This window comes from Streptomyces decoyicus (assembly GCF_019880305.1).
Taxonomy (GTDB): domain Bacteria; phylum Actinomycetota; class Actinomycetes; order Streptomycetales; family Streptomycetaceae; genus Streptomyces; species Streptomyces decoyicus.
This window is the reverse complement of the sequence record NZ_CP082301.1, coordinates 7,946,521-7,971,707: the sequence shown is the minus strand read 5'-3', so window position 1 is coordinate 7,971,707 and position 25,187 is coordinate 7,946,521. Positions and strand designations below refer to the sequence as shown.

The 25,187-nt window shown below is 70.7% G+C and carries 27 protein-coding genes and 1 pseudogene; 10 read left to right on the top strand and 18 right to left on the bottom strand.

The genetic code is table 11. From position 1 onward, the window contains the following. Positions 1–191: 191 nt before the first annotated feature. Positions 192–698 (top strand): mycothiol transferase, encoded by a 507-nt coding sequence (locus tag K7C20_RS34825; RefSeq protein ID WP_030087333.1) that lies wholly within the window; start codon positions 192–194, stop codon positions 696–698. A gap of 33 nt (positions 699–731) precedes the next feature. Here the strand turns inward: K7C20_RS34825 and K7C20_RS34820 are convergent, their stop codons facing one another. Both K7C20_RS34820 and K7C20_RS34815 read right to left on the bottom strand, forming a co-directional pair. Next, entirely contained in the window at positions 732–1,235 is a 504-nt protein-coding gene (locus tag K7C20_RS34820) for a metallophosphoesterase family protein (protein ID WP_030087334.1), read from the bottom strand. Positions 1,236–1,284: 49 nt separating this feature from the next. Then, a complete protein-coding gene (locus K7C20_RS34815; RefSeq protein WP_078952892.1) occupies positions 1,285–2,112 on the bottom strand; it encodes an SDR family oxidoreductase in 828 nt (275 codons plus the stop codon). Positions 2,113–2,310: 198 nt separating this feature from the next. Here K7C20_RS34815 and K7C20_RS34810 point away from each other — a divergent pair, with 198 nt between their 5' ends. After that, positions 2,311–2,814, top strand: coding sequence for a C40 family peptidase (locus tag K7C20_RS34810; protein WP_030087337.1), 504 nt, complete (start codon positions 2,311–2,313; stop codon positions 2,812–2,814). A gap of 291 nt (positions 2,815–3,105) precedes the next feature. Here the strand turns inward: K7C20_RS34810 and K7C20_RS34805 are convergent, their stop codons facing one another. The 3 genes from K7C20_RS34805 to K7C20_RS34795 are packed head-to-tail and all read right to left on the bottom strand — an operon-like array spanning position 3,106 to position 5,300. Then, positions 3,106–3,654, bottom strand: a complete 549-nt coding sequence (locus K7C20_RS34805) for a GNAT family N-acetyltransferase (RefSeq protein WP_245170998.1) — start codon at positions 3,652–3,654, stop codon at positions 3,106–3,108. Between the two features lie 46 nt (positions 3,655–3,700). Next, a complete protein-coding gene (locus tag K7C20_RS34800; RefSeq protein ID WP_030087341.1) occupies positions 3,701–5,098 on the bottom strand; it encodes an Asp-tRNA(Asn)/Glu-tRNA(Gln) amidotransferase GatCAB subunit A in 1,398 nt (465 codons plus the stop codon). Continuing rightward, a complete protein-coding gene (locus K7C20_RS34795) occupies positions 5,085–5,300 on the bottom strand; it encodes a hypothetical protein (RefSeq protein ID WP_030087343.1) in 216 nt (71 codons plus the stop codon). Before K7C20_RS34795 ends, K7C20_RS34800 begins: the two co-directional genes overlap by 14 nt. 193 nt (positions 5,301–5,493) lie before the next feature. Between K7C20_RS34795 and K7C20_RS34790 the strand changes: the two are divergent. Continuing rightward, positions 5,494–5,704 (top strand): annotated as a pseudogene (locus K7C20_RS34790) (DUF4287 domain-containing protein). A gap of 69 nt (positions 5,705–5,773) precedes the next feature. On the opposite strand, the gene K7C20_RS34785 reads toward K7C20_RS34790, so the two are convergent. Next, positions 5,774–6,691: a LysR family transcriptional regulator gene (locus K7C20_RS34785; RefSeq protein ID WP_030087345.1), complete on the bottom strand. Its 918-nt coding sequence runs from the start codon at positions 6,689–6,691 to the stop codon at positions 5,774–5,776. 117 nt (positions 6,692–6,808) lie between these two features. On the opposite strand from K7C20_RS34785, the gene K7C20_RS34780 reads away from it, so the two are divergent. Beyond that, the gene (locus tag K7C20_RS34780) at positions 6,809–7,228 is read left to right on the top strand and encodes a tautomerase family protein (protein ID WP_030087347.1); all 420 of its coding nucleotides are present in this window, start codon (positions 6,809–6,811) and stop codon (positions 7,226–7,228) included. A 55-nt stretch (positions 7,229–7,283) separates the two neighbouring features. Here the strand turns inward: K7C20_RS34780 and K7C20_RS34775 are convergent, their stop codons facing one another. The 6 genes from K7C20_RS34775 to K7C20_RS34750 form a co-directional block, all read right to left on the bottom strand. After that, a complete protein-coding gene (locus K7C20_RS34775; protein WP_053208793.1) occupies positions 7,284–8,522 on the bottom strand; it encodes an FUSC family protein in 1,239 nt (412 codons plus the stop codon). 225 nt (positions 8,523–8,747) lie between these two features. Further along, positions 8,748–9,218: an SRPBCC family protein gene (locus K7C20_RS34770; RefSeq protein ID WP_030087351.1), complete on the bottom strand. Its 471-nt coding sequence runs from the start codon at positions 9,216–9,218 to the stop codon at positions 8,748–8,750. Next, positions 9,215–9,556 carry an ArsR/SmtB family transcription factor gene (locus K7C20_RS34765; RefSeq protein ID WP_030087353.1) on the bottom strand — a complete coding sequence of 114 codons (342 nt, stop codon included), beginning with the start codon at positions 9,554–9,556 and terminating at the stop codon, positions 9,215–9,217. The genes K7C20_RS34770 and K7C20_RS34765 overlap by 4 nt, the downstream gene beginning before the upstream one ends. A 4-nt stretch (positions 9,557–9,560) precedes the next feature. Continuing rightward, positions 9,561–9,929, bottom strand: a complete 369-nt coding sequence (locus K7C20_RS34760) for a VOC family protein (RefSeq protein ID WP_030087355.1) — start codon at positions 9,927–9,929, stop codon at positions 9,561–9,563. 51 nt (positions 9,930–9,980) lie between these two features. Then, positions 9,981–12,590 carry a hypothetical protein gene (locus tag K7C20_RS34755; protein WP_030087357.1) on the bottom strand — a complete coding sequence of 870 codons (2,610 nt, stop codon included), beginning with the start codon at positions 12,588–12,590 and terminating at the stop codon, positions 9,981–9,983. Between the two features lie 148 nt (positions 12,591–12,738). After that, positions 12,739–13,443, bottom strand: a complete 705-nt coding sequence (locus K7C20_RS34750; RefSeq protein WP_048830162.1) for a TIGR03086 family metal-binding protein — start codon at positions 13,441–13,443, stop codon at positions 12,739–12,741. A gap of 52 nt (positions 13,444–13,495) precedes the next feature. On the opposite strand from K7C20_RS34750, the gene K7C20_RS34745 reads away from it, so the two are divergent. After that, the gene (locus K7C20_RS34745; RefSeq protein WP_030087359.1) at positions 13,496–14,023 is read left to right on the top strand and encodes a MarR family winged helix-turn-helix transcriptional regulator; all 528 of its coding nucleotides are present in this window, start codon (positions 13,496–13,498) and stop codon (positions 14,021–14,023) included. 181 nt (positions 14,024–14,204) lie between these two features. Beyond that, positions 14,205–14,600: a thiol-disulfide oxidoreductase DCC family protein gene (locus K7C20_RS34740; protein WP_030087360.1), complete on the top strand. Its 396-nt coding sequence runs from the start codon at positions 14,205–14,207 to the stop codon at positions 14,598–14,600. 120 nt (positions 14,601–14,720) lie between these two features. On the opposite strand, the gene K7C20_RS34735 is transcribed toward K7C20_RS34740, so the two are convergent. Both K7C20_RS34735 and K7C20_RS34730 read right to left on the bottom strand, forming a co-directional pair. After that, on the bottom strand, positions 14,721–15,452 hold the full coding sequence (locus tag K7C20_RS34735) for a L,D-transpeptidase family protein (RefSeq protein WP_053208968.1): 732 nt from the start codon (positions 15,450–15,452) through the stop codon (positions 14,721–14,723). Between the two features lie 144 nt (positions 15,453–15,596). Continuing rightward, complete coding sequence (locus tag K7C20_RS34730; protein ID WP_030077283.1) at positions 15,597–16,025, bottom strand: hypothetical protein; 429 nt, start codon at positions 16,023–16,025, stop codon at positions 15,597–15,599. 339 nt (positions 16,026–16,364) lie between these two features. On the opposite strand from K7C20_RS34730, the gene K7C20_RS34725 reads away from it, so the two are divergent. Then, the gene (locus K7C20_RS34725; protein ID WP_053208969.1) at positions 16,365–16,844 is read left to right on the top strand and encodes an EF-hand domain-containing protein; all 480 of its coding nucleotides are present in this window, start codon (positions 16,365–16,367) and stop codon (positions 16,842–16,844) included. Between the two features lie 589 nt (positions 16,845–17,433). Further along, positions 17,434–18,126 carry a transglycosylase family protein gene (locus K7C20_RS39135; protein WP_030077280.1) on the top strand — a complete coding sequence of 231 codons (693 nt, stop codon included), beginning with the start codon at positions 17,434–17,436 and terminating at the stop codon, positions 18,124–18,126. Between the two features lie 153 nt (positions 18,127–18,279). Here K7C20_RS39135 and K7C20_RS39130 read toward each other — a convergent pair whose 3' ends face one another. Further along, entirely contained in the window at positions 18,280–18,921 is a 642-nt protein-coding gene (locus K7C20_RS39130; RefSeq protein ID WP_053208970.1) for an LppU/SCO3897 family protein, read from the bottom strand. Between the two features lie 167 nt (positions 18,922–19,088). Then, entirely contained in the window at positions 19,089–19,526 is a 438-nt protein-coding gene (locus tag K7C20_RS34710; RefSeq protein WP_030077276.1) for a CBS domain-containing protein, read from the bottom strand. 279 nt (positions 19,527–19,805) lie between these two features. Here K7C20_RS34710 and K7C20_RS34705 point away from each other — a divergent pair, with 279 nt between their 5' ends. Next, entirely contained in the window at positions 19,806–21,836 is a 2,031-nt protein-coding gene (locus tag K7C20_RS34705) for a M3 family metallopeptidase (protein WP_053208971.1), read from the top strand. 84 nt (positions 21,837–21,920) lie between these two features. Here the strand turns inward: K7C20_RS34705 and K7C20_RS34700 are convergent, their stop codons facing one another. Further along, positions 21,921–22,547 carry a maleylpyruvate isomerase family mycothiol-dependent enzyme gene (locus K7C20_RS34700; RefSeq protein WP_030077273.1) on the bottom strand — a complete coding sequence of 209 codons (627 nt, stop codon included), beginning with the start codon at positions 22,545–22,547 and terminating at the stop codon, positions 21,921–21,923. A gap of 115 nt (positions 22,548–22,662) precedes the next feature. Here K7C20_RS34700 and K7C20_RS34695 point away from each other — a divergent pair, with 115 nt between their 5' ends. Next, positions 22,663–23,667 carry a LysR family transcriptional regulator gene (locus K7C20_RS34695; RefSeq protein WP_030077271.1) on the top strand — a complete coding sequence of 335 codons (1,005 nt, stop codon included), beginning with the start codon at positions 22,663–22,665 and terminating at the stop codon, positions 23,665–23,667. On the opposite strand, the gene K7C20_RS34690 is transcribed toward K7C20_RS34695, so the two are convergent. Next, positions 23,646–25,106: an SDR family NAD(P)-dependent oxidoreductase gene (locus tag K7C20_RS34690; RefSeq protein ID WP_030077269.1), complete on the bottom strand. Its 1,461-nt coding sequence runs from the start codon at positions 25,104–25,106 to the stop codon at positions 23,646–23,648. The genes K7C20_RS34695 and K7C20_RS34690 overlap by 22 nt on opposite strands. Positions 25,107–25,187 lie beyond the last annotated feature (81 nt).

Here is a 25,187-nt window from a genome sequence, read left to right as displayed (position 1 = left end):
CGATCCGGAAAATCCCGCCTCTCGGCCTGCCCCTCGCTGATTCCCGCGCTCGGCTTGCGACGATGGGCGAATTGCCGGAACTGATGCCCTCCGGGTGCCTGACCGCCACGGAGCGCGACACATCGGTCCACCGGTACCGGTATCCGCGGAACTTCCGCGCGAAGACCTCCGTCGCCGCAAAGGAGCCCTGTATGAACGCCAGCACGGATCTGCTTGTCGACGCCTTCGGACGTATCCAGGAGGTCGTCGAGGACGTGGTCACCGGGCTCGACCCCGACGAGCTCAGCACCCGCCCCGACGACGCCAATTCGATCGCCTGGCTGGTCTGGCATCTCACCAGGATCCAGGACGATCATCTCGCCGGGGTGGCAGGCACGGAGCAGATCTGGACCTCGGACGGCTGGTACGACCGCTTCGGGCTCCCCTTCGCTGCCGACGACACGGGCTACGGCCATTCCGGCAAGGACGTGGCGGCCGTACGGGACCTGAGCGCACAGCTGCTGAACGACTATCACGGCGCCGTCCACGACAACACCGTGCAGTACCTCGCCGGAGTTGACGACAAGGACATGAAGCGCGTCGTCGACCGCGCCTGGACACCGCCCGTCACCCTGGGGGTCCGCCTCGTCAGCGTGATCGCCGACGATCTCCAGCACGCCGGACAGGCGGCCTACGTCCGCGGCCTGCTCGGTCTGTGAGAACCGCCGGGACCTTCGGCGGCCCTCGCCGCCTCACCGTCTGCGGGGCAGGCGGTGCAGCTCCACCTCGGTGAGCCGGCCCGCCGTCAGCTCCGCCGTCATGTACGTGCAGTACGGCTGTCGGCGGCGGTCGGTCGGCGAACCCGGGTTCAGCAGGCGCAGCCGGTCGTCCGCCGTGGAGTCCCAGGGGATGTGGCTGTGCCCGAACACCAGCACATCGAGCTCGGGGAAGCGTGCGGCGCAGCGGCGCTCCCGCCCCTGGGCAGGGCCGGTCTCGTGCACCACCCCGAGCCGCACCCCGGCCAGTTCCGCATACGCCACCTCGGGCAGCCGGGCGCGCAGCGCCGGGCCGTCGTTGTTGCCGTACACCCCGATCAGCTGCCGGGAGCGGGCCTGCAACAGGTCCAGCGTTGCGGTGTCGACCCAGTCGCCTGCATGCACGACGACATCGGCACGCGGCACTTCGTCGAGCAGCTGCACCGGCAGCGCCTTGGCGCGCTTGGGCACATGGGTGTCGGAGATGAGCAGAAGTCGCACGGAGCCCTCCCTCGGCTGTGCTCGCGGGGCGGGGGCGGGGGCGGGGCGGTCAGCGTTCCTGGGCGGTCGGCCGCACGGCAATCTCGTTGATCGCCACATGCGCCGGCTGCGTGACCATGAAGGCGATGGTGCGGGCGACGTCCTCGGCCCCCAGCCAGCTCTCCGGCGGCATCCCATGGGCCGATGCGGCCTGGCTGGGGGCCCGTGTCAGCTCCGTCGAGGTCATGCCCGGTTCGACGAGCCCGACCCGGACCTGACGTCCGGTCACCTCCTGGCGCAGCGCCTCGCTGAAGGAGCACACCGCGTGCTTGGTGGCGGAGTAGACACTGTTGTCCTTGCGCGGCACCCGGCCCGCGACCGAGCTGACGTTCACCAGATCGGCCACGCCCCGCGGCCCCTCGTGCGCCGCGCGCAGCAGATGCGGGAGCGCGGCATGCGACATCCGCAGCAACGCCCTGAGGTTGAGGTCGACCATCCGGTCCCAGCCCTCGGGGTCGCTGTCCTCCACCGAGCCCCGCACCCCGAAGCCCGCGTTGTTCACCAGCACGTCCAGCCGCCCGCAGCGGTTCACCGCCTCCTCGACCACCCGACGTGCCTGCGTCGCGTCACCGAGGTCGGCGGGCAGGGCGAAGGCCGAGCCTCCCTGCGCCTCGATCGCCTCGGTGAGCTGCTCCAGCCGCTCGGTACGACGGGCGACCAAGGCGAGGGAAGCGCCTTCCCGGGCCAGCGCCACGGCGGTGGCCGCGCCGATGCCGCTGGAGGCGCCGGTCACCAGCGCCACACTGCCCGACAGCGCCTTCCGGTCAGCGCCGCTGCCTGCCACCGCCCCGCCCTGACGCTCCGTCACATCTTCTCCCGCCTCTGAGCTGCTGCCCATCGTCTTCCCGCTCCTCTGCTCGATCCCGTCGGCTCACCGCAGCCGCATCTCCCGGTCCGGACACCCGTACCCCGACGGGCACCCGCTCTCCCTCCCGCTCTGCCATCTGCTGACACCCCGCCCCCGCGAACGCGGTGCGCACACCCGGACAGCGGGTATTACCCATGGGAACCCCCCTTTTGCTCCCGGGAGCTGCTCATGAAGCACACCCCTCCCCTGCCCGGCGACATCGGACTCACCCAAATATCCGGCGTTACGGGCCAGTTGATCCGCTTCGGACAGTGGATCAACGGCGACGGCTTCGCCGACTACGAACACGCCTTCCTGGTCCTCCCCGACGACCGGCTGCTGGAGGCCGAACCGGGCGGGGCCCGCATCATGCCCCTCACCACCTACCCCGACGCGGACGTGGTCTACGTCTGTCCGGAACGGCTCACCGAGCAGCAGCGCACCGACATCTGCACGGCCGCCACCCGCTACGTCGGGGTGCCCTACAGCTTCCTCGACTACCTGGCGATCGCCACGCACCGGTTCCATCTGCCCGTTCCGGGCCTGCGCCGCTATGTCGCCAGCACCCGGCACATGATCTGCTCCCAACTCGTCGACCAGTGCTACCTGGACGCCGGTGTCCATCTGTTCGCCGACGGCCGCTGGCCCGGCTATGTGACGCCGATGGCCCTGCACCACCTGCTGGCCCGCTGACCCCGCCGCCCGGCCGACCGGCCGACCGGCCGACCGGGCACGGGATCCGAGCACGGGATCCGAGCACGGAATCGCGCGGCGGGGCTCGTGGGGAACGGGCCCCGCCGCGCGAGCCACCGGGTACGGCCGTACGCCTCCTCACCCCTCACTCCCCCACCCCTCACCCCTCACCCCTCACCCCTCCGGGTGGTCCGGGTCCGGGTCCGGCACCGCCTGACAACGCCCTGCCGCTCCCGGCAGATCCCCAGCCGCCCCCCTCAACCGACACCCCCGCTCAACCGCCGCCCCCGCTCAGCCACCTTCCGCTCTCCACTCCCACCTGATCTCGCCTTCCTGCTCCTGGCTGGTGGGGGTGAGCCCGGCAGCGGCGGCGACGGCAGCGGAGGCCGCGTGATCCGGGTGGATATGAGCGACGAGAGTCCGCACGTGCTGCCGGCGAAGCCAGGCGACCAGCCCCCGGGCCGCCTCGGTGGCGATGCCGCGCCGCTGCCAGTGCGTCCCCACGACCCAGGCGATCTCAGCGGCCTTTCCGTTCCCCCCGGCGGTGACCGTCGCCTGGACGGTGCCGGCCAGGCAGCCCCGATCGCGGAGCTGGATCACCCAGTTGCACCAGGTGACAGCGGGGTCGGGCGAGCCGGCGACCAGACGTTCATGGCGGGTGCGCAGCGCCTCCGGGGCCGCCGGGGCTCCGCCGATGAAGGTGTGCAGATCCGGATCGGACAGCACCGCGGCCAGTTCCTCGGCATGCTCGACCAGCAGCGGCAGAAGGGTCAGCCGACCGGTACGGATGACCTCGGCGTCCACGGCGAGCGGCAGGCGGGTGCTCCGGGGGCGGCGCACCGCCGCCCCCGATCCCTCGTGGCGTCGATCGTGGTGGCGGTTCACTTCAGGCCGCCACAGGGGCCAGTGCGCCGCGATGGTTCCGGGCCGCTTCGTAGGCATGGCCGGCACGCAGCACAACGGCTTCTCCCATGGGTGGCCCCATCAACTGCATTCCGATGGGCAGACCCGCATGGTCACGGCCGACCGGCAGGGTCAGAGCCGGCACTCCGGTGATGTTCGCGGGGGCGGAGAGGCGCACGTAGGCGTCGGAGACGCTCTCCGTCGTGCCGTCCGGCCACTCGACCACCTCTTGTCCGGTCTTGGCGGCCGTCATCGGCACCGTGGGCGCAGCGATCACATCGACCCGGTCGAGCATCGCCGCCCACGCCTGGCGCATGAGAGTGCGGGCGCGCTGTGCCCGCAGATAGTCACCGGCGGACACCAGCTCGCCTGCCTCAAGGAGCACCCGGACGTCCGGCGCGTACAGCTCGGGCACCGACCGCAGCGTCCGCTCGTGGTAGGCGGTCGCCTCCGGGACCATCAGACCCCATTGGGTGGCCTGGACGTACAGGGCCATCGGAATCTCGACCTCGACCAGGTCGGCCCCGAGGTCCGACATCTGGGCGAGGGCGCTCCGCACGGCGGCTTCGACCTCGGGACTGACGCGGTCGAAGTAGTAGTTGACCGGTACTCCGATCCGCAGGCCCTTCAAGTCCCCGTCGCGAGGGAGGGGATAGTCGCGCGGGTCCGTGCGGAGGGAAGCCGGATCCTCGGGGTCGTGGCCGGTGAGCGCGGAGAGCACGAGCGCCGCGTCCTGCACCGTACGCGTGAGGGGGCCGACGTGGTCCAGGGACCAGGACAGCGGGACGACGCCGTGCCGGGAGATGAGGCCGTACGTCGGCTTGAGTCCGACGACTCCGTTCAGTGCCGCGGGTACGCGGATGGAACCTCCGGTGTCCGTGCCCAGAGCGAAGGTCGCCGCACCTGCGGCCACCGCGACCGCGGAACCACCGCTCGACCCGCCCGCGACTCGGCCGGGATCCCAGGCATTGCGCGTCTGAGGTGTCGTCAGCCCGTAGGCGAATTCATGCGTATGCGTCTTCCCCAGGAGGACCGCCCCGGCCTCGAACAGCCGCGTGGCGACGGTGCTGTCCGCCTGCGCCACATGAGCGGCCCTGACCCGGGAACTGGCCGTGGTCGGCATGCCGGCGACATCGATGAGGTCCTTCAGACCGAAAGGGATGCCGTGCAGCGGGCCGCGGTACCGGCCGGCCGCGATGTCGCGTTCCGCTCGCGCGGCCGAGCCACGCGCCGCCTCGCCAGCCACCGTGACATACGCCCCGAGATGTTTCTCGACGGCGTCGATGCGTTCGAGCAGGGAAGAAGTCAGCTCCAGCGGGGACAGTTCCCCCTCCCCCACAGCCGCGGCTGCCTGAGTGAGGGTCAGCTCAAAGGGAGGCATCCGTCACCCCCCGTTCGACGACGTGGGCGGCGTGAGTGGCGGGGGGCGTCTCCCCGTAGTCGAGGTCGCGCAAGGTGCCGAGGACGGCGTGGATGTGGTTCGCGGTGGCGGCCACATCGGCGTGATGTTCGCCCGCCGGCGGGAGCCCGGCGCGGAGCACGCAACGGGCGGCCTCCGCAGCAGTGAGTTCGACGGTGCTCATGGATGCCCTCCGTATAGGTGCGCGTGACTGCCGAGCCGCGGCCCAGCCATCACGCAACAAAAGCTAAATCTTTGCCTTAGAGCAGAATAGACCCTCGCGGCACCTAAGGCAAACAAATAGCTTTTACCCGGGTGGGGGTGCCAGCCCTGCGGCCAGGCCGCGCCGCGTTGTCAGGGGCGGGTGCCCTGCGGCCCTGACCGACACCGTGAAGGGGCCCACCAGTTGCTCTCCGTCGATCGAGAAGAAGTACGGCCGGTCGATAGCCGAGTGGAAGCACCTCATCCACACCACCCCTGACCAAGCACAGGGAACTGGTCAGCCGGCTCAAGACCGAACACAGCCTGGGACACGGTCACGCCCACGCCCTTGTTGCCCACACCCTTGCGGACGCCAACAGCAAGTAGGAGGAGCCGCCTGGGACTTGGCCCCTTTGGCCACGTGCCGTCCGTCCGCCTTGCGGTTCATGGCGCGTGCTACGGCAATGCTGGTGCCGGCCCTTCCACCGCCATGGGCGACCGGGAATCGGTTCGGGCCAGATAACCGGCGGCCGACTCCGCCAAGGTGCGGATTGCCGGGTGCCAGGGGCGGGCCTCCGGCCCGGTCAGTACGAGGCGGCGCGAGGTCTGGGGCTCCAGCGGCAGCAGGATCAGGTCGGGCGGGATCAACGAGCGGGAGACCTCCGACAGGACGGTCACGCCGATGCCGGCCTGCACCATGCTGATCAGGGTCGCCAGGTCCCGTACCCGGTGAGTGGGCGTGAAGCGCAGCCCGGCCAGATGGTGGATCGTACGGATGCGGGCCTCGCAGCCGTTGGGTGAGATCAGGAACTGGTCGTCCTCCAGGTCGCGGATGTCGACCAGCGGCTCACCCGCCAGAGGGTGGTCTCGTGGCAGCAAGGCCCGGTAGCCGTCCATGGCGAGCTGGATGCCGGAGCCGGGCGGCGGGTCGATCAGTACGGCGGCATCGGCCGTCCCGTCCTCCAGCCAGGCCGAGACCTCACTGCTGTCGCCCTCGAAGACCCGCACGGTGATCCGCGGCTGGTCCTCGCACCAGTGCCGGAGCAGCCCGGGGACCAGTCCCTGACAGACCGTTGGCGTGGAGGCCAGCCGCACGGTGCCGGTCATGGTCTCGGTGGCATCGGCCGCGATCTGCTCCACCGACCGGACCGCCGACAGCGCGATACGGGCGTGCGGCAGAACCTGCTCGCCGAGCACGGTGGTCCGCACGGGAGCAGACCGGACCAACAGCGGGGCGGTCAACTCGCGTTCCAGAGAGGCGACGGCGTGCGACACCGCCGATTGGCTCATGCCCAACTCGGCGGCGGCCGCACTGAAGCCGCCCGCATCGACGACGGCGAGGAAGGCCCTCAGCTGGGGAAGATTCACGGTCATGCGGCCGCCTCATACACGTATGACATATATGCGTTGGATCTATGGTGCCAGCTCGGCGACGCTTGCTCCGTCCGCCGGCTCCGGCGGAGACACCCACAGCTCGCACCGAGGAGAGCCATGCCGTATTTCCGGGTCACCGTCACCGACCCCGACCTCACTGCCGACGTCCAGCGCGCCCTTGCCGAGGGGCTGACCCGGCTGGCGGTCTCGGTCCTGCACAAGTCCAGTGCGAGGACCATCGTCCACATCAACCTGGTTCCGGCCGGCAGCTACTACGTCGACGGCAGGCCCCTGACCAGCGTCCGCGACGCACACGTGGAGGCCAGTATCACCGTGGGCACGAACAGCGCCGCGGAGAAGGCGGCCTTCATCGCCCAGGCCGGTGAGCTGCTGTCGAACCTCCTCGGTCCGCTTCCCCGGTCCGGCGTCGCGCTGCACGAACTCCACCCCGAGAGCTACGGCTACAACGGAGTGACCCAATTCGACTTCTACCGCCGGGCCGGGAACGTACCGGCCGCCGCCCCCGCCGCCCGCTGAGCTGCCCGCGGCCGACCGAGCTGCACCGAGCCGATGACCGTGCCGGTGTGACGCCTTAGTGTGCAACGTCCGTGGTGCGGCGCCCCGGCCGGCCCAGGCGCAACCGGCCCCGCAGCTTGTCCACCAACCGGAACTTCTCCCGCTGTTCGCGGGACTGGCGGTTCAGCTCCTCCACCAGCCGCTCGGAACGCTTCGCCACGTCCAGCTCGTCGAGGATCCGGTCGATCTCGGCGAGCAGCGCGCCGTGCAGCTGCCATTGGCGCGGATGGTCGCGCACGGTGTCGAGGAGGAGGTGCGCGACGATCTCGCGGCTCTCGCGGCTGGCGGCGAGCTCCTCCACGAGCCGGTCCTCGGCTTCCTCCGCGTTGGCACTGACCTGCGTGGTGATGAGAACCGCGAAGCTCTCGATCGCGCGGGCCATATGGCCGAACAGCTCCCGCAGGGCGGTGGCGATGGCCGGAGGGAAGAGTGACTCGTCGGTCCTCGCCTTGGCGAGGTCGGTCAGTGTGCGGCAGGCCGTGCGGAGCACCACCGCGGAGATCTCCAGGGTGTCCAGCCCGGTGCGCAGGACGACACGGGAGAGCAGGCCCTCCTTGACGCGGGGGTTGAGCCGAAGGCTGTCCTCCGCCTGCCGGAGGGCCTCGTCCACCTGCACGATGTCGTGATCCAGCCGCCGCGCCTCGTGCAGCCGGGCCGCGGCTTCCACGACGGACGTGTGCCCCGTCACCTGGTCGCCCAGGCTCAGCAGCAACCGGCTCATCCTGGCGGCCAGGCCCTCGATTGCCTCACTGGCGGGCTGCACCCACAGGGGTGGCACGAACAGCATGTTGAAGAGCAGCCCGACGACCGCGCCGATCAGCGTCTCCAGCACCCGGTCCCAAGCCGTCGCGGCCACCCGCGTCGTCGTCACCCCGAGCACCAGCATCGCGCTGATCGCCACCTCGGGCACGAACTCACCGGCCCGGACAAAACGACCGATCACCAGCGACGCGAGGATGATCAGTCCCAGGCTCCACCAGGTCAGGCCCACCAGGGAGCTGAAGCCGATGGCGATGACCACCCCCACCACGACGGCGTTCACCCTGCGCACACTGGTGGTGAGGGTGGTGTACAGGGTGACCTGGACGACGAGCAGGGCAGTCAGTGGTGCGGTCAGGGGCGCCGGTTCGCTGCTCAGCAGCAGGGCGACGACATAGGAGATCACGGCGGCCACGGTCGAGCGGAACGTCTGGGCGACGATGGGCTCGCTGTGCCAACGGACGAGATCCAGCAAGGGGTCGGTGACTTCGCGCACCCTCTACCCCTTTCCCCTCTTTCCCTCCTTTCGCGCCAGAGGCAACATCGGTCGCCGCGATGGCCCGCACATCTCACCCGACCGTGATCGTGGTTCGCCCGTGCGACATGTGCCGGAGAGCCACCCGCCCTCTGCGAGAACCGATGTCACACCTCCGTTCCCGGCGGCGGTGGCCCTTGCGGCGTCGGGGCCGCGGCAGGGTGTGTATGCGAGGCACCCGGGCAGTTACAGCCGCTCCACCACATCCCGGAGCGCGTCCATGACGTACGAGCGCCAGCCACTCCCCATGATCTTGCGGGCCATCATCTGTGCCGGGTCGTCCGGGTCGAATCCCTCGTGCACGAGGAAGAGGCGGGTGCCGCGCCCTTCCGCTTCAAGGGTCCAGGTAATCGTCCAGTCGGCGGCATGGGCGGCGGACCGATCCGTCCACCGGACGCTGAGCATCCGCCCGGTTTCGTATGCGAGCACCTCGGCCGCCACGGTGCCGGAGAAGCCGGTGTTGGGGCGTGGGAGCGTGGTCATCGTGTAGCGATGGCCGACCTCCAGGCGGAAGTCCGCCGGCATCAGCCACTGGGCGATCAGGTCGGGCTCGGTGAGCGCACGCCAGACCTTGGCCGGCGGATGGGCGAGGAACTGATCGACCCGGACGGTGGTGAGGTCTTCCGGATCTCCTGGGTTTTCGACAGCTGAGGTCATGTCTCATCGTCCGGCATGCGGTCGAGCAGCTCCCCCAGGCCCATGAGCCTGTCGCGCCAGAACCGCTCGTACGGATGGAGCCAGTCCTGCACCTCGGCCAGGGGCGCAGCGTCCAGACGGTAGATCCGCTGGCGCCCCGCCCTCGCCTCCGAGACGAGACCGGCCTCCCGCAGCACCTTCAGATGCTCCGAGAGGCTGGGGCGGCGCATGTCGAAGTGGTCGGCGAGGGACTGGACGGGCTGCGGACCGCGTTCGCGCAGCAGCCGCAGCACTTCGCGGCGGGTACCGTTGGCGAGCGCGGCGAACACGCGGTCCTCGTCGGCACCCGTCGTGACCATGGCGTCAGCCCTTCTCCGTGAGCAGCATCAGACCGTTACCGTCGAGGTCACGGAAGCCGGCCATCCGTCCCCAGGGAACGTCGTCCGGCCCGTTCACCTCGATCCCGGCCGCGGCCAGGTTCGCGCAGTCGGCGTCGACATCGGCCGTGACCAACATGATCCCCTGCGTGGAGCCGGGCAGGAAATCACCCATCCCGGGGCCGGAGAGCGTGAAGACGGTCTGGGCCCCCTTGGGCGCGACCTGGAGCCAGCGCATGGACCCGACCTGGCGGTCCACCCGGACCTCGAAGCCGAGGACCTCGGTGTAGAACGCCAGGGCCCGGTCCTGGTCGGAGACCGGGAGGGTGAGGAAGGAGGCGTGAGTGATGTTCATGGCACTCACGATAGGTAGGCATCTCCCTACCTGTCAAACGTAGGGAAATCCCTACGCGTGCATCGGCCTGTCGCAGACGGTGTCCGACACGGGCCTTGGGCGCGGCCGCTCGGCAAGGATGTCCACGGTGGCCGGATCGGCCGGCGAGTTGCCGGGCCAGGTAGATCGCAGGGGGCGGTCTGTTCCTCGTCGCCGCGCCATCTCCCCTGCTGCCACGACGAGTTCGGGAAGAGTTCCGGCAAAGGTCGGCAGCAGTTGGAGGCAGACGGACCACGCCTCGACGTCCGTACCCAGATGCTCCCCGGTCAGTGCCACGGCCCGTTCACGCACTGCCTGCCGGGCCGCGGCACCGGTCCGGTCGTCGGCGTACCGCCGCAGGCAGGCGAGAGCGGCGCGAGCGGGGGCGGCGCAGGTCATGAGGTCTTCGAGGGCCAGCCGGCCGCTCCGCAGAGCGTCACGCAGCCAGTCCGCCCCGGCCTCGGGAGTGGTCGCCAGGGCAGCCGGCAGCAGTTCGCGGGGGCAGTCCGGGTGCTCCACCAGCTCGTTCACCAGCGGGGCAGGGAGGCCGTCGGCGTGGTGGGCCGCCATGAGCCCCTCCCAGGGCCGCTGGTAGCCCTCGGCGACGAGCCGGCGCAATCGCGTACCAGGATCCCTGGTCGCGGTGAGGAACTCCGTGAGCCCGGCCGGGGACTCCTCCTCGGCGAGCCGGGCGCGCAACCGGCCCAAACCGTCCGGGGCGTCGAGGGCCCGCTCCGTCCACCGCTTCAGCAGGGCCGGAAGACGGTCCATGGCCAGGATCTCCCGTACGGCCTCCGGGCCGCCGCGCTCCCATACGGCGATCAGCAACCGGGTGCGGCTGGCCGGTACATGGAGCCGCAGTCGGCCGACGACCATACGGGCCACACCGAGGTCGCCGGATTCCAGGCCGGCGAGGAACCAGTCGCGGTGGTCGTTGACCGTGATGTCCTCCAGCACCGCGAGCAGCTCCTCGGGCACCGGGCGGATACCGCCGCCCCGCAGCCGTCCGGCGAGCAGCCGCTCCCGTTCGGGCCGGTCGAGGGGGGCGTGGCGGAACAGCTGGGCGTCCACCGTCGGTTCGTCGAGATCCAGGAGGTAGTCCATCTGCTCGTCCGAGAGGTGGTACGAGGCGGCCATCGCGGTCTGGGCCGGGAGACCATGGGCGGCCACCACCGCGTCGCGGACTGCCGGGGAGGGCTCGCCGAACACCAGCAAATACTGCACGGCCCGGGCGTCGAGGTGCGGGACGACGGCCTTCTGGACCTCTTCCGTGGCACACCGGAACATGGCGAGGAATGCCGCCCGGGAGCTCTGGGGGTGGCCGACCGGGAACTTCGCCTCCTGAGGCCATGGCCAGGTGGTGCAGCGCTTCTTGCGGGAGTTCGGTGAGGTGACGTCCACGATCAGCTCGGCGACACTGCCACGGGCGCGCCCCATCCGGGCGTAGCACGTCAGCCAGTTGACGGGATCCGTGCCCAGCCAGGCGAGCAGCCCGGCTACGGCCTTGCGGGTCGGTGCGTGGTCGTACGGCAGCGAGTCAAGCACGTCCACCGCCGGCCCCACTTCGGCCAGCACCCGGTCCACGGAATACCGGCCGCTGCCTATGCCGCGCTCCAGGGTGGGCGGGAGGTGTATCGCCCTCGTCTGCGCCTCGGGCCCGACGAGCGCCTCGAAGGGCAGCTCGGCGGCGTCCAGCGCGGTCCCGGCGGGGTAGTTGCGGAAGCTCTCCATCATCAGGTCCGCGGGACAGCCCTCCCACCGGGCGAGCCGGCTCAGCGGGGTGTCGTACCGGAAGCCCGGCCACCGGGGGCTCTCCGGGCCGAAGGGGAGGCGCTGGTGTTCACGGCGGATCAGATCCCAGTCGAGACCGTCGGGCTTCGTCTCGGGGACGTCCCGGATGTCACCGTAACGGAGCGCCAGCAGCGCGCGGAGATGCTCCGGGTCCGCCCACTCCCCGGCGGGCCGGTGCTCCCTCAGGAACGATGCCGGATCGGGGGCATCGAGGACCTGCCGCAGGAGACCCGGCAGCCATGGATGCCCGGTATCCAGGTCCGGGAGGTCGTCGAGCAGGCTGAGGAAAAGGGCGAACGGTTCGGTGCTGCCCCAGATCTCCAGGAGGCTGAGGCAGGTGTCCACGACGACCGGCGGCGGGAGGTGCACCGCGAACGCCGCGAGGGAAAGGGCGTTCACCCCGGGGAACCCGCTGGTCAGGATCGCCACGAGCAGGGGGCCTGTGAGCTCCTCATAAAAGAGCGGGAACAGACCGTCGTCCTCGTACCAGCGCGGATCCGCGAGGTCGGCGGCGTACAGAAGGGTAGCCAGGAGGCCGGGGATCTCCTCCATGGCGTGTTCCTGGTACCCGGCGTCATTGCGGTACTTCGCATGCCACAACGCCCGGCCGACCACCGGATCGCCGGTCTCCGCCGCCGCCATGAGCCATTCCTTGGGATCTATGGTCAGCGCCGCCCGCATCTGCACGGGGTCCGCGCCCAACAGCTCCTCCACCACCTCCTCCGGAAGCCCGAAGCGGTCGGAGAGAACGCCCAGCAGCTGTGGCGCCATCCGCTCGGCGAGCGCGTCGGCGGTATCGGGGTCGGCGAGGCTCAGCGCGAAACGGAGCGCAGAGCGGGAGCTGGCGGTCACAGGGGGCGGTTCCCTTCGGCGGCGGTTGACAGGCAGTGATCCGTACGCAAGCGATCGTCACATGGACCACTGACAATGCCCTGGCAGCACCAAACCTCCCCCTGCGTGCGGAAGTTCAGCAGGCCGTCCGCCCGGCTGCGCCCGGACCTCAGGAAGTGGTGTCCGGGCCCGCGCCGCGCTCCGGACCGGGGTGGTGGTCGGGGAGGAGGGGGGTGCGCCAGTCCGGCGCACGGCCGAGAGCCGCCAGGATCTTCTCCAGGGTGCCCGTGTCGTTGGCCACGGACAGGCCCGGCCGGAAAGCGCTGCCCGGGACCAGCCGGGAGTCGCCGTCCGGGACGGCGTGGGCTATCGGCAGTGCGGCCTGGAGGAGTTCGGAGCCGGGTACGTACGCGAGATCCAGGGTGCGGGCGACATCCCAGCTGTGCACCACGTAGTCGATGAGGTGGAAGCCGATCGCACGGGCGGCGGGGAACGTCCGCGCGCGGGTGATTTCGGGGAGGGTGAACGCACGGTCGGGGCTCTCCACGGTCGCGAAGGCCGCGAGGGCGTGTTCGGCTGCGTCGCGGTACCGCGCGACGGGGTCCGCGCCGAGCGGTCCGACCGACCAGTGCGACAGATCCTGCCCGTGCCCGAGTGCTGCCGCCGCGAACCCGTTGTGCTGGGCCGTCATATGGGCGAGCAGATCGGCCAGTGTCCACGCCGAGCAGGGGGTTGGCCTGCGGAGGTCGGCGGGGGTCATCCGGCCTATCAGGGTCACGCTGTCCCGGACCGCCCGGGCGTCGAGGTGCCGGAGGCGTGCGAAGTCCGCGTTCGGTGGGGGCGCGCCCTCGCGATGCGCATTATTCATATGCATGCGCTTACGATCAGCGTGAGCACATGAATTGTCAACGGGTATTTTCATGACCATGGCCGAGAACGCAGCCGACAGCGGCACCACATCCGGGGGGCGGCCGCCCCGTCCCGATCTGGCGGCGATGATCGCGCCCCTGGGCCGTGCGCTCATGGCCGCCGAGCAGCCGATCCTCGACGCGCACGGTCTGACGATGTGGGCGTACTCGGTGCTGCTGCACCTCGACGAGACACCGATCCGCACACAAGCGGCGCTGGCCGAGGCCATCCGGGCGGACAAGACCCGCATCATCGCCGTGCTCGACGACCTGGAGGCACGGGAGCTGATCTGCCGTCAGCCGGACCCCAAGGACCGGCGGGTACGCCTGCTGTCCCTCACCGCAGCGGGCCGACGACTGCGGGATGCGGTGCAGACTGCGATCCAGCAGGGCGAGGAGCGACTGCTCACCCAGCTGCCGGCTGCCGACCGCGCGGGTTTCCTCAAGGGGCTCCAGGCATTGTCCGAGCTGCCGGAACTGCAGCCTGGACGGGGCTCGCCGCCGTCCTCGTCCGGCTCCGACGCCGCCCGAAGGCGCAGACCCTAGCGGCCGGCCGCACCTGGCAGGGGGCTTCCCGAAGATCCCTTCACGGGCGGCTGCCGAGCACCGGCCCCACCGCCGGTGGCCGCGTCATGGCCCGCAGTGGACGTCTGTCCCCCTCCGGGCCCGGTGCCCATGCACCTATCATGGTGATCGCCAGGGCACCCGCGCGAGAGGTGACGGAACGATGCAGCGGCAACCCGTACTTGTCTATGACGGCGACTGCGCCTTCTGCACGTCCTCGGTGCGGTTCGCGGAGCGGCGTCTGCGGCCGCGCTGTGAGGCAACGCCCTGGCAGTTCACCGATCTCGCAGAGCTCGGCATCGCTCAACAGCGCGCCGAGCACGAAGTGTTGTGGGTGACCCCGGGCGGCGCCGTGCACGGTGGCGCCCAGGCTGTCGCCAAGCTGCTGATGAGCGCACGGGGCGGGTGGCCGGTGGTGGGCGCACTGCTCACGCTCCCGCCCGTGCGGTGGCTCGCCCACGGTGCGTACCGCGTCATCGCCAACAACCGACGGCGGATGCCGGGCGGTACGGCTGCCTGTGCGATGCCGTCCGCCCCGAGTGCCCAGAAGCGGGCGTAGCCGGTTCCGGCCGGACGGAGCCGGTCGGCGTGACGACGGCAGGGCGCCCGGTGGCATTCCCGCCATCGGGCGCTCGGCCCCCCCCCCCCGCGGCGGCGCCCGGCGCCCCCGGTCCGGGGCTCAGGTACCGGACTTACGGCCGTAGACGTAGACGTCGTCACCGTTCTTGAGCAGGGACCAGTACTTCTTGGCGTCGTTGCTGCGCATATTGACGCAGCCGTGCGAGCCGGGGGCCGACCAGACGCTGCCGCTGATGGAGTGGAACGCCTGACCGCCGTCGAAGAACTGGCTGTACGGCATGGCCACGTGGTAGATCGTCGAGACATGGTGCAGGTTGCGCCAGTAGATCTTCTTGGCGCCGGTGCGGGTCTCGTAGCCGTCGCGGCCGCTGCGGATCGGCACCGGCCCGAACACCAGCTTCGATCCGTCCTGGATCCAGCTGAGCTGACGGGTCAGGTCGACACAGGCGATCCGGCCCTTGTCGGTGGGGCACTTACGGGCCTTGTCGGGGTTGCTCCCGGCCGCCTTCTGCTGCGCCACGACGCTCATCACGCCCCAGGTGACGGGACCCGCGTAGCCGATGTTCGGGGTGATGCCGTGGCTGGTCTGGAAGGCACGGATCGCCCGGCAGTCGGCCGCCGACTGCCGGCCGTCCACCGGAAGCCCGAGGAACTTCTCGGCCTGCTTCTGGTAGGGGCCGCGGCTCGCGGTGCACGAGGACGCGGTGGCCGCCTGGGCCGTGGAGCCGAAGGCCACCGTCAGCGGGATGGTCAGCGCCGTGAGGGCGAGCGCCGCGCCCGCCCGGCGACCGGCGCCGGACCGCCGTATACCCACGTTCAGTTGTCTTTTCATGCCCCGTAGGACTGTTTGCCCGACCCGTCGGTTGCAGGCGTGACCGACCCGAAATATCTGATACGTCGCCACGGGCCGGCCGGGCGTGCCACCCCGGCGGACGGACGGGCATCCGGTCCGGTCCGCCGGGGCGACGACCGCGGCTCACAGCACCACGACGGTCTCCTGGCGCGCGTAGCTGAATCCGTCGTCGTCGAAGTAGAAGACAGCCACCTTCACCTTCTCGCCCTTGTCGAAGTGGGAACCGAGGGCGGTGCGCATGGTGATCTGGGCCGCGTGACTGTTGTAGTCACAGGTGAGCTTGTCCGTCTTGAGGGTGCCGGCGGCGACCGGCTCCTCCGGACCGGGCCGGCCAGTCTTGATTGCGTTGGCGACCAGCTGATGGTTCATGCCCGGGTCGCAGGAGTAGGTGACCTTCACCTGTAGGTCGGGCGCGTGCATCGCGACCTTGTTGATGGTCAGGAGGTTGGCCTTGGCGACCGCGGACGGCGCGGCGGCCAGTGCACCCGCGCCGACCAGGACGGTGACGGCTGCGGTACCGGCGAGGCGATGCCGGAGACGGGACGACTTCATGACGGTTTCCTTCCCCCCTGCGCCGCCACCCGGTCCGGTTCGACGGAGGAATATCCGCCTGTGGGGGTGACTGCGACAGTTATTCACTTTGGAGCGCGATCCTATGTGATATCCCTCATGAAATCGCACGTCTTTTCGCCTTAACGGCCTGCCGGTGCTCCACATCACCCCCCTGGCCCGCCACCGCTCCCCATGAGACGGACCCCGAACACGCCACCCCTCGATGACACTCCGCAATCCCGTCGCAACTTACTGTGCTCATGGCGGGTGGTCGCGGCACCCCGCGAACGGCCGCCTCCCCGGGCTCCGCCGGGAGCCACACCTCCGGAAGGACGACGCATGATCAACGATGCCCTGCGTGCCGAGTACGAGCACCGCTTCTCCCTGTACGACACCGATGGCGACGGCTACCTGACCGCGCAGGACTTCACCGAGCGGGCGCGCGCGCTGACGGAAGCGGTGGGCGAACCGGAAGAGTCCGCCAAGGCGCAGGCCTTGCGTGCGGGGATGCGCAACACCTTCGACGAGCTCGCGGCCCTGGCGGAGGTGGACGGTGCGGGGCGCCTGGACCGGGAGCAGTTCATCGCAGCGTTCGCGCGGGCCGGTGAGTCGGGGGCCCTCGGCAGGGTCGTGGGGCCGTCGGTCGCCGCGACCATCGCCCTGGCCGATGCCGATGGGGACGGTGTGGTCAGGCTGGCGGACTTCGCGACGGTGCACCGCGCGGCAGGGTACTCGGACGCCCAGGCGGCGGCGGCTTTCGCGGCGCTGGACCAGGACGGCGACGGGCGGCTGATGGTGGACGCATGGCAGGGACCGTGAACACGTAGGCGTCAGCGGCGTCGGCGGGCTCCGCTCCCCGGCCCGACGGCGGGACGAGGCGACAGCGTGCCCCTCACCCCCTGGCGCTGAGGCTGCCGTCAGCCGGCCGCCGGCAGCCGGGGGTCTGCCGCTACGACCAGCCGTACCCGTGCGAAACGCGCCGTTGCACCAGGGCACAACGGGCCGTTGCACTGCCGGAGGCCCGTGCGCGGTGCATGCGGACCTGCGCAGCGCGTGCATCGAGTGCGCCGGGTGCGCTCGGCGGACACCCCCGGGCCGGGCACATGATCGGCGGACTCGGGGGTGCGATGCGCCTGCGGGGCGAGGGGTGCGCCCCTGCCCGTCTGAACAGGTGCGGATACACCAAGCACGGCCGCGCTCCGACGGCAAGGGGGCAGGCCGGGCCGCGGCGGCGCTACCGCGCGCTCTGCCGAGGCGAACTCTCGGCATGGTTGTCTCTTCCCCGTCAAATTCATGGCGCCGCACGGAAATCGCGGTTCGAGCACCATTCGAACGCGAACACCGCAAACGCGTCAGGTTTCTTGAATGACCGCCAGGAAACTGTGCGGCGAGCGACGGGAGTAGACGCATGGAAATTCCGCAGGTTTCGGAATCGCCTGCCCGGAGTGAATTCCGGGGTTACGGTGTCCGGGGCATCACGGCAGCAGCTGTCCTGCTCGCGGCCGGCGCGCTGAACGTGGCGTCCGGGCAGCCCGCCGAGGCCCGGGGAGGCGGGACCTGGGACCGCCTGGCCGGGTGCGAGAGCGGAGGGAACTGGCGTATCGACACCGGGAACGGATTCTCCGGCGGGCTCCAGCTCGCCCACTCCACCTGGCACTCCTTCGGTGGCGGAGCCTACGCGTCACGGGCGGCGCGGGCGAGCCGGTCCCAGCAGATCCGGGTGGCGGAACGGGTACTGGCACGTCAGGGCTGGGGCGCCTGGCCGGCCTGCTCGTCCTCGCTGGGACTCAACTCGGCCACCGCGCACCGCACTCCGCGGACCACCGCCCCGCGCTCCGCGCCGCAGCGGCAGGCGGACCCGTCGGCCCGGGCGCGGGCCCGCCATCCGCAGTCCCACGAGAAGCGATACAAAGTGGGACGCCATCGGAGTACCAACGGCTCGGTCGTCGTCAACGCCGGCGACACGGTCAGCGGCATCGCCTACGCGCACGGCCTCGGCTGGCGGGAATTCCACCGGCTGAACCGACGGGTGATCGGGTCGAATCCGCACCTGATTTTCCCCGGCATGCGACTGGCCGTGCCTCGTTCCGGAGCTCACTGAACTCCTCACGGAATAGCGGGAATTCCCTGGTCCACCCCAGGGGAATACCGCTGATACTCCGCTCTTTCACGCTGCGGTGGCCCGTCGGTGGGGACGGGCCACCGCGGGGCGTGGCGGCGGGGCCGCACATGTGACGGCCGGTGCAGCGCGGCCCTACGGGGCGGCGGTCTTCCCGCCGACCCGCGTCATGCAGAGGTTCACTGTCTCGTAGTGGCCGTTGAGTTGCCGGTAGCCGGTTTCTCCGGGCTTGCATTCGGACTGTGCCTCGGTCTTGGCGACCTTGTACTTCGCACCCGGCTTCGCGCAGTCGATCAGCCTGAGGACCGGCTCGTCGTCCGTACCGCCCGTTTGCTCCAGACAGTCGCCGACCTTGGCGAGGCCGACGCTGCGCGGGTCGACCTTGGGGCGCTTGTGGGCCTCGGCGTTGTACTCGTCCTGGTGCAGCACCACCCATGCGGCAACCCCACCGAAGATCAGCAAGACGACGAGGGCGCGGACGAAGCCGGGTATGCGCACCTGCCGCGGCGGCCGGCCGCCGGGGCCACCGGACACGGGGCCGCCGCCGGACGGCATCGGGCCACCGGGGTAGCCGCCCTGCTGCGGCATTCCGGGCCCGCCGTACGGGGCCTGCGGCGGCTGGCCGTAGGGCGCCTGGCCCGGCTGCCCGTAGGGCGCCTGGGGCTGCTGCCCGTACGGAGCCTGCGGCGACTGCCCGTACGGCGCCTGGGGCGGCTGGCCGTAAGGGGGCTGACCGCCCTGCGGCGCGTTGTAGCCACCCTGCGGCGGGGAGGGCATGGACACAGAAGAGTCCCTTCGTCATGGCGAATCCGAGGAGGTGCCCAGAGCTGTGGGCGAAAAGTTGATCACCGCAGGTTAACGGGTGGGGCCACCGCCCGCCGCGGTGGCCCATCGGTCGAAGGGGTCGTCCTCGGTGCCTGCCTGCCGTCGCCCGGACAGGCACCTCAGCCGGCGGTCGCGTACACCCGGCTGACGAATTCCGCGATCTGTGCGTCGCTGAGGTTCTTGGCGAGGTTGGCCTCGGTGATCATTCCCACCAGCCGGTGGCCGCCTTTGACGTCGATCACCGGCAGGCGCTTGATGTGTTGCTCCTCCATGGTCCGCAGGACCTCGGAGGCGTCCGCGTCCGCATCGATCCAGTGGACCTTCCCGCCCATGGAACCGGCCTGCACCGTCATCGGGTCGACCCCTTCGGCACAGCAGGTGATGACGATGTCGCGATCGGTGATCATGCCCATGAGCCGGTTGTTGTCGCCGCAGATGGGCAGGCACCCGACACCCAGATCCCGCATCATCTTCGCCGCATCCATCAACGACTCATGTGCACCCACACAGTGCGCTCCGCCGGACATGATGTCTCGGGCTCGCAGCTTGCTGGCCATGATTCCTCCTGCACAGGAGTATTTATTGCTTGCCTCGCTTCGATGACACCACGAATGGCCGCACGACGCTCACCGGGAAGGGCCCGGAAGACCGGGCCGCGGCAGGAGCGGGAGCACTCGTCATACGGCGGGTGCTCCCGGGACGGGACGACGCGTGAGGTCGCGCCCTCGTGCCCCGGCCCGCCGCCGGACATTGCGGGAGGCAACCACCCCCCGCACACCGGCGTGATGGGGCGACTGCGGGACCGGGCATCGCCCCCGGGCGTAGTCTCGGCCCTTGTGACGACGTCCAACCCTTTCTTCGAGCCGAGTGATCTGCCCTACGAACTGCCGCCTTTCGCGCGGATCCGGAACGATCACTTTGCCCCTGCCTTCGCCCGTGGAATGGCCGACCAGCTGGACGAGGTGGCGGCGATCGGTGCCTGCGCCGAGCCGGCGACCTTCGAGAACACCGTGGAGGCGCTGGAGCGCAGCGGCGCGGTTCTGGGCCGGGTGCGCCGAGTGTTCTTCAACAAGACCGCGACGGACACCGACGAGGAGGTCCAGGCGCTCGAGGTCGAGATCGCTCCGCTGCTGGCCGCCCATGACGATGCGCTGCTGCTCGACGCCGCCCTGTTCGCCCGGCTGGACACGCTCTTCGAGCGGCGCGAGCAACTCGGACTGGACACCGAGCAGTTGCAGCTGCTGGAGCGCCACCACACCCACCGGGTCCGGGCCGGTGCGCGGCTCGGCCCGGAGCAGCAGCGGCGGCTGCGCGAGCTGAATGCCGAGATCGCCGCCCTGTGCACCGAGTTCGGGCAGAACCTTCGGTCGGCCACCGCGGCCGCCGCTCTCGTACTGGAGCGTGCCGAGGAGCTGGCCGGCCTGCCCGAGGACCAGATCGCGGCCGCCGCCGCGAACGCCCGGGCGCTGGGGCACGAAGGCAAGTTCGTGGTCAGCCTGAAGAACTTCTCCTGCCAGACCGAGCTCGCCTCGCTCGACGACCCTGCGCTGCGCGAGCGGCTGCTCGCCGCCTCCCTCGGGCGCGGCATCGAGAGCAACGGGCCGGTCGCCGTCGGCCTGGCCACGCTGCGTGCCGAGCGCGCCGCCCTGCTCGGTTACCCCAGCCATGCCGCCTGGGAGGTCGCGGACCGGACGGCCGGCACCACGGACGCGGTCGAGGAGCTGCTCGGCCGGCTGGTCGCCCCCGCCGTCGCCAACGCCGAGCGGGAGGGCGCGGCCCTGGCCGAGGCGGCCGGGGTGGCGGAGATCCGCGCGGCGGACTGGCAGTACTACTCCGAGCGGGTGCGCAAGGAGCGGTTCGACCTCGACGCGGCGGCGCTGCGGCCCTATCTGGAGCTGGAGACCGTGCTGCACGACGGTGTCTTCCACGCCGCCGAGCTGGTCTACGGGATCACCTTCACCCGGCGCCCCGACCTGGTGTCGTACCACCCGGACGCCCACATCTACGAGGTGCACGACACCGACGGCAGCCCGCTCGGCCTGTACATCGGCGACTTCCACGCCCGCGAGTCCAAGCGGGGCGGCGCCTGGATGGACGCACTGGTGCCGCAGTCCCACCTGCTCGGCCACAAGCCGGTAGTGGTCAACAACCTGAATGTCGTCAAGCCTCCGGCGGGCGAGCCGGTGCTGCTGACCTGGAGCGAGGTCCACACGCTCTTCCACGAGTTCGGGCATGCGCTGCACGGCCTGTTCTCCGATGTGCGCTATCCGCTGCTGTCCGGCACCCGGGTGCCGCGCGATTTCGTCGAGTTCCCCTCCCAGGTCAACGAGATGTGGGCGGACTGGCCGGAGGTGCTGGCCCACTACGCCCGGCACCACGTCACCGGCGAGCCGATGCCGCCCGAACTGCCGGTCCGGCTGCGCGAGGCGGAAAACTTTGGTGCGGGCTTCCGGATGGTGGAGCACCAGGCCGCCGCGGTGCTGGACTGGGCCTGGCACACCCTCTCCGCCGACGGCGAGGCACCGGGGACCGACGAGGCCGAGGCGTTCGAGGCGGCCGCGCTGGAGCGCTACGGCCTCGCGCCGGCCGCGATCCCGCCGCGCTATCGCACGGGGTACTTCGCCCATATCTTCAGCGGCGGCTATGCGGCCGGTTACTACGGCTACCGCTGGGCCGAGGTGCTGGACGCCGACACCGTGCGCTGGTTCCGCGAGAACGGGAAGACCATCCGCGAGAGCGGGGAGATCTTCCGCCGGGAGCTCCTCAGCAAGGGCGGCAGTGTCGACCCGCTCGGGGCATTCCGCGCGGTCATCGGGCGGGACCCGGAGCTCGCGCCGCTGCTGGCACGCCACGGGCTGGACGGCTGATCCTCGCCGGCGGTGCCGGGCCCGAGGGCGCCGGGCCGGGGGCTGCGCCGGGCCGGCTGGCCCCCGGCGGTCGTGCCGTGCGGGTCAGCCGGTGACGAACTGCTGGTGCCGTTCACCGTGCAGGCGGCCGGGCGGGAGCTTGCGGCCGAACGCGACCAGCAGCAGATCCTGGGCCGCGCCGGACAGCGGCGTTCCGGTGCCGAAGGACCAGTCGAGGTCGTCGGCCCGGAGCTCGGTACCGCCGAGGTCGGCTCCGAAGAATGCGGCGGACTTGCGGGTGACCTTCTCCAGGAGGATGCGCACCCGGTCCTCGGGAACCCGCCGGTCGAGGCCGAGGGCGACGGTGATGTCCAGGCCGTGGACCACGTCATGCCCCAGCGCCGACGTGATGCCGCCTACCGGCGGCTTCCAGGGGTGGTGCGCATTGTCCCGGAGGTGGTCGGCGAGCTCGCCGGTCGAGGCGGCGGCCGCGTCCCTGCGGGCACACCGGTCGGCCATCCGGTGAATGTTCCCCCTCGCTCTGAAGAGTTCGGCGGCCATCTTGGGGAGCGAATAGCGGAACCCCATCGACATATGGGCTGCGACATCCCGCACCCGCCACCCCGCGCACAGTGTCGGCGCCTCCCACTGCCCGTCCGTCAGGCCGTCCAACAGGTCCGCCAGTTCCCGGCGTTCGGCCGCGATCGCCGCTTCGACAGTCCTCTGCGTCATCCGTGTTCTCCTCCCCCAGGGCATCCGGCTCTCGAACTTCCCCTGATTGCAAGGATCTTGCGCCCTTCGCCATAAGTCCAAGAGCTGGCTGTTCTCCTCTTTAGAATCAGGAGTTATGGAACTTCGGCAGTTGCAGTACTTCGTCGCCGTGGTGGAGGAGGCCAACTTCACCCGTGCCGCCGCTCGGCTGCATCTGGCGCAGCCCGGGGTGAGCGCTCAGATCCGGCAGCTGGAGCGGGAGTTGGGGCAGCCGCTCCTGGACCGCTCCGGCCGTTCGGTGACCCTGACGGAGGTGGGCGAGGCCGTCCTCACGTATGCGCGGGCCGCGCTCGGCGCCGTCGAGGAGATACGGCAGACCGTGGACGAATTCAGCGGGCTGCTCCGCGGTCGCGTCCGGGTCGGCCTGGTATCGGGGGCCAGCACCCGCAGATTCGATCTGGCTTCCCTGCTGGCCGACTTCCACGATGAGCACCCGCAGGTCGAGATCTCCCTCACCGAAGACACCTCCGAGCGGATGCTCGCCGCCCTGCACGACGGTGACCTCGACATCGCCGTGCTCGGCCTCGCGGCCGAGGAACCGCCGCCGGGCGTCTCCTGCCAGGTCGTGGTCGACGAGCCCCTGGTCGCCGCCGTCGCGCCGGGCGACCCCCTCCTGGCGGCGCACGCGGACCGTACGAGCGTCCCGCTGGCCGCCCTCCGCGAGCGCCCGTTGATCAGTCTGCCGCGCGGTACGGGTCTGCGCGGGGTGCTCGAACGTGCCTGCGCGGAAGCGGGGATCCGCCCCCGTATCGCCTTCGAGGCGGCCGCCCCTCATGTGCTGGCGCGGCTCGCGGCCCGGGGCCTCGGCGTGGCCGTCATCCCAGTGCTGCCGGCGGCCGAGGCCTCAGCGGCCGGTCTGCGGATTCTGGAGATCACCGCGCCGCGGCCACGCGGCCGGGTCGCCCTGACCTGGCGGACGGAGGGGCCCGCCGGCCCCGCCGCCAGAGCCCTCCTGGGAAGGCTGCGTACCAGTCTTCCCGTACCGGGAACCGGCGAGGAGCCGCCGGTCGGACCGCACGCCGGGAACCCCCTCCGGCCTGCGGCGACCGGCGGTCCGGATCACCAGGCCGCGGGGGCGTAGTCCTTCAGGAAGCAGCCGAACAGATCCTCGCCCATCTCGCCGCGGACGATCGGGTCGTACACCCGGGCCGCCCCGTCGACCAGGTCGAGGGGAGCGTGGAAGCCCTCTTCGGCCAGTCGCATCTTGTCGGGGTGCGGGCGCTCGTCGGTGATCCAGCCGGTGTCCACGGCCGTCATGAGGATGCCGTCGCTCTCCAGCATCTCCCGGGCGCTGGTGCGGGTGAGCATGTTCAGCGCCGCCTTGGCCATGTTGGTGTGCGGATGGCCCGCGCCCTTGTAGCCGCGGCTGAACTGGCCTTCCATCGCCGAGACGTTGACCACGTACTTGCGGCGTGCGGCGGCCGCGGCCATCGCCGGGCGCAGCCTGCTCACCAGCAGGAAGGGCGCGGTCATATTGCACAGCTGGACTTCCAGGAGCTCGACCGGGTCGACCTCGTCCACCTTCTGGATCCAGGTATTGGTCGCGTGCAGATCCGGTACCAGGCCGCCGGCGTCGATCGCGGTACCCGCCTCGATACGGGCGGGCGAGGTGGAGCCGGTGGTCAGGGCGAGGGCGGTGATGTCCTCGGCAGTCAAGGTGCTGTGTGTGGCGGATGCGGCGGTGAGGGCGGCGGGGGCACCGCTGCCGAAGTGGCCGAGGACGAGGGAGGCGGGCAGTTCCCCGGCGGGCAGCGGGGCGGACTCGGCGGCGAGCAGCTGCCCGTACGCCTCGGGCGACCGGCGGACGGTCTGGGCGGCGTTGTTGATCAGGATGTCCAGGGGGCCCTCGGCGCTCACCGCGTCGGCGAGCCCGATGACCTGGGCCGGGTCACGGAGATCGATGCCGACGATCTTCAGTCGGTGCAGCCACTCCGCGCTGTCCGGCATCGCCTTGAAGCGGCGGATGGCGTCACTCGGGAAACGGGTGGTGATGGTGGTGTGGGCGCCGTCGCGCAGCAGGCGGAGGGCGATGTACATGCCGATCTTCGCCCGGCCGCCGGTGAGCAGCGCGCGCCTGCCGGTGAGGTCCGTGCGGGCGTCGCGGCGGGACCGGTTCTCCTTGGCGCAGGGCGGACAGAGCTGGTGATAGAAGGCGTCGACCTCGACGTAGCGGGACTTGCAGGTGTAGCAGGACCTGGGCCGCTCCAGGATTCCGGCGATCTCCGTGGTCACGGAGCTGGTGAGGGCCAGTCCCTGTGTCTCGTCGTCGATCCGGTCGGGCGCACCGGTGGCCGTGGCCGCGGTCACGGCCCTGTCGTTGGCGGTCTTGGCCGCCCGGCGTTCCTGGCGGCGGCGCTGCTTCACCGAGCGGTAGATACCGGCGGTGGCGCGCCGTATGGCGATCGCGTCCGGGTGGTCGACGGGCAGCGCGTCGAGCTCCTCGAGCACGCTCAGACAGACCGCCATCCGCTCCGAGTCGATACCCGTGCCATCGGCCCGGCCTGTTTCGGTCACCGTCATTGCCGCTGCCGCTTCCCTGGGATCGTGTGTTCTATTCAAGCTTCGGCGGAACTTTACGTAGGGCGGGGCGGCAGCGCCAAA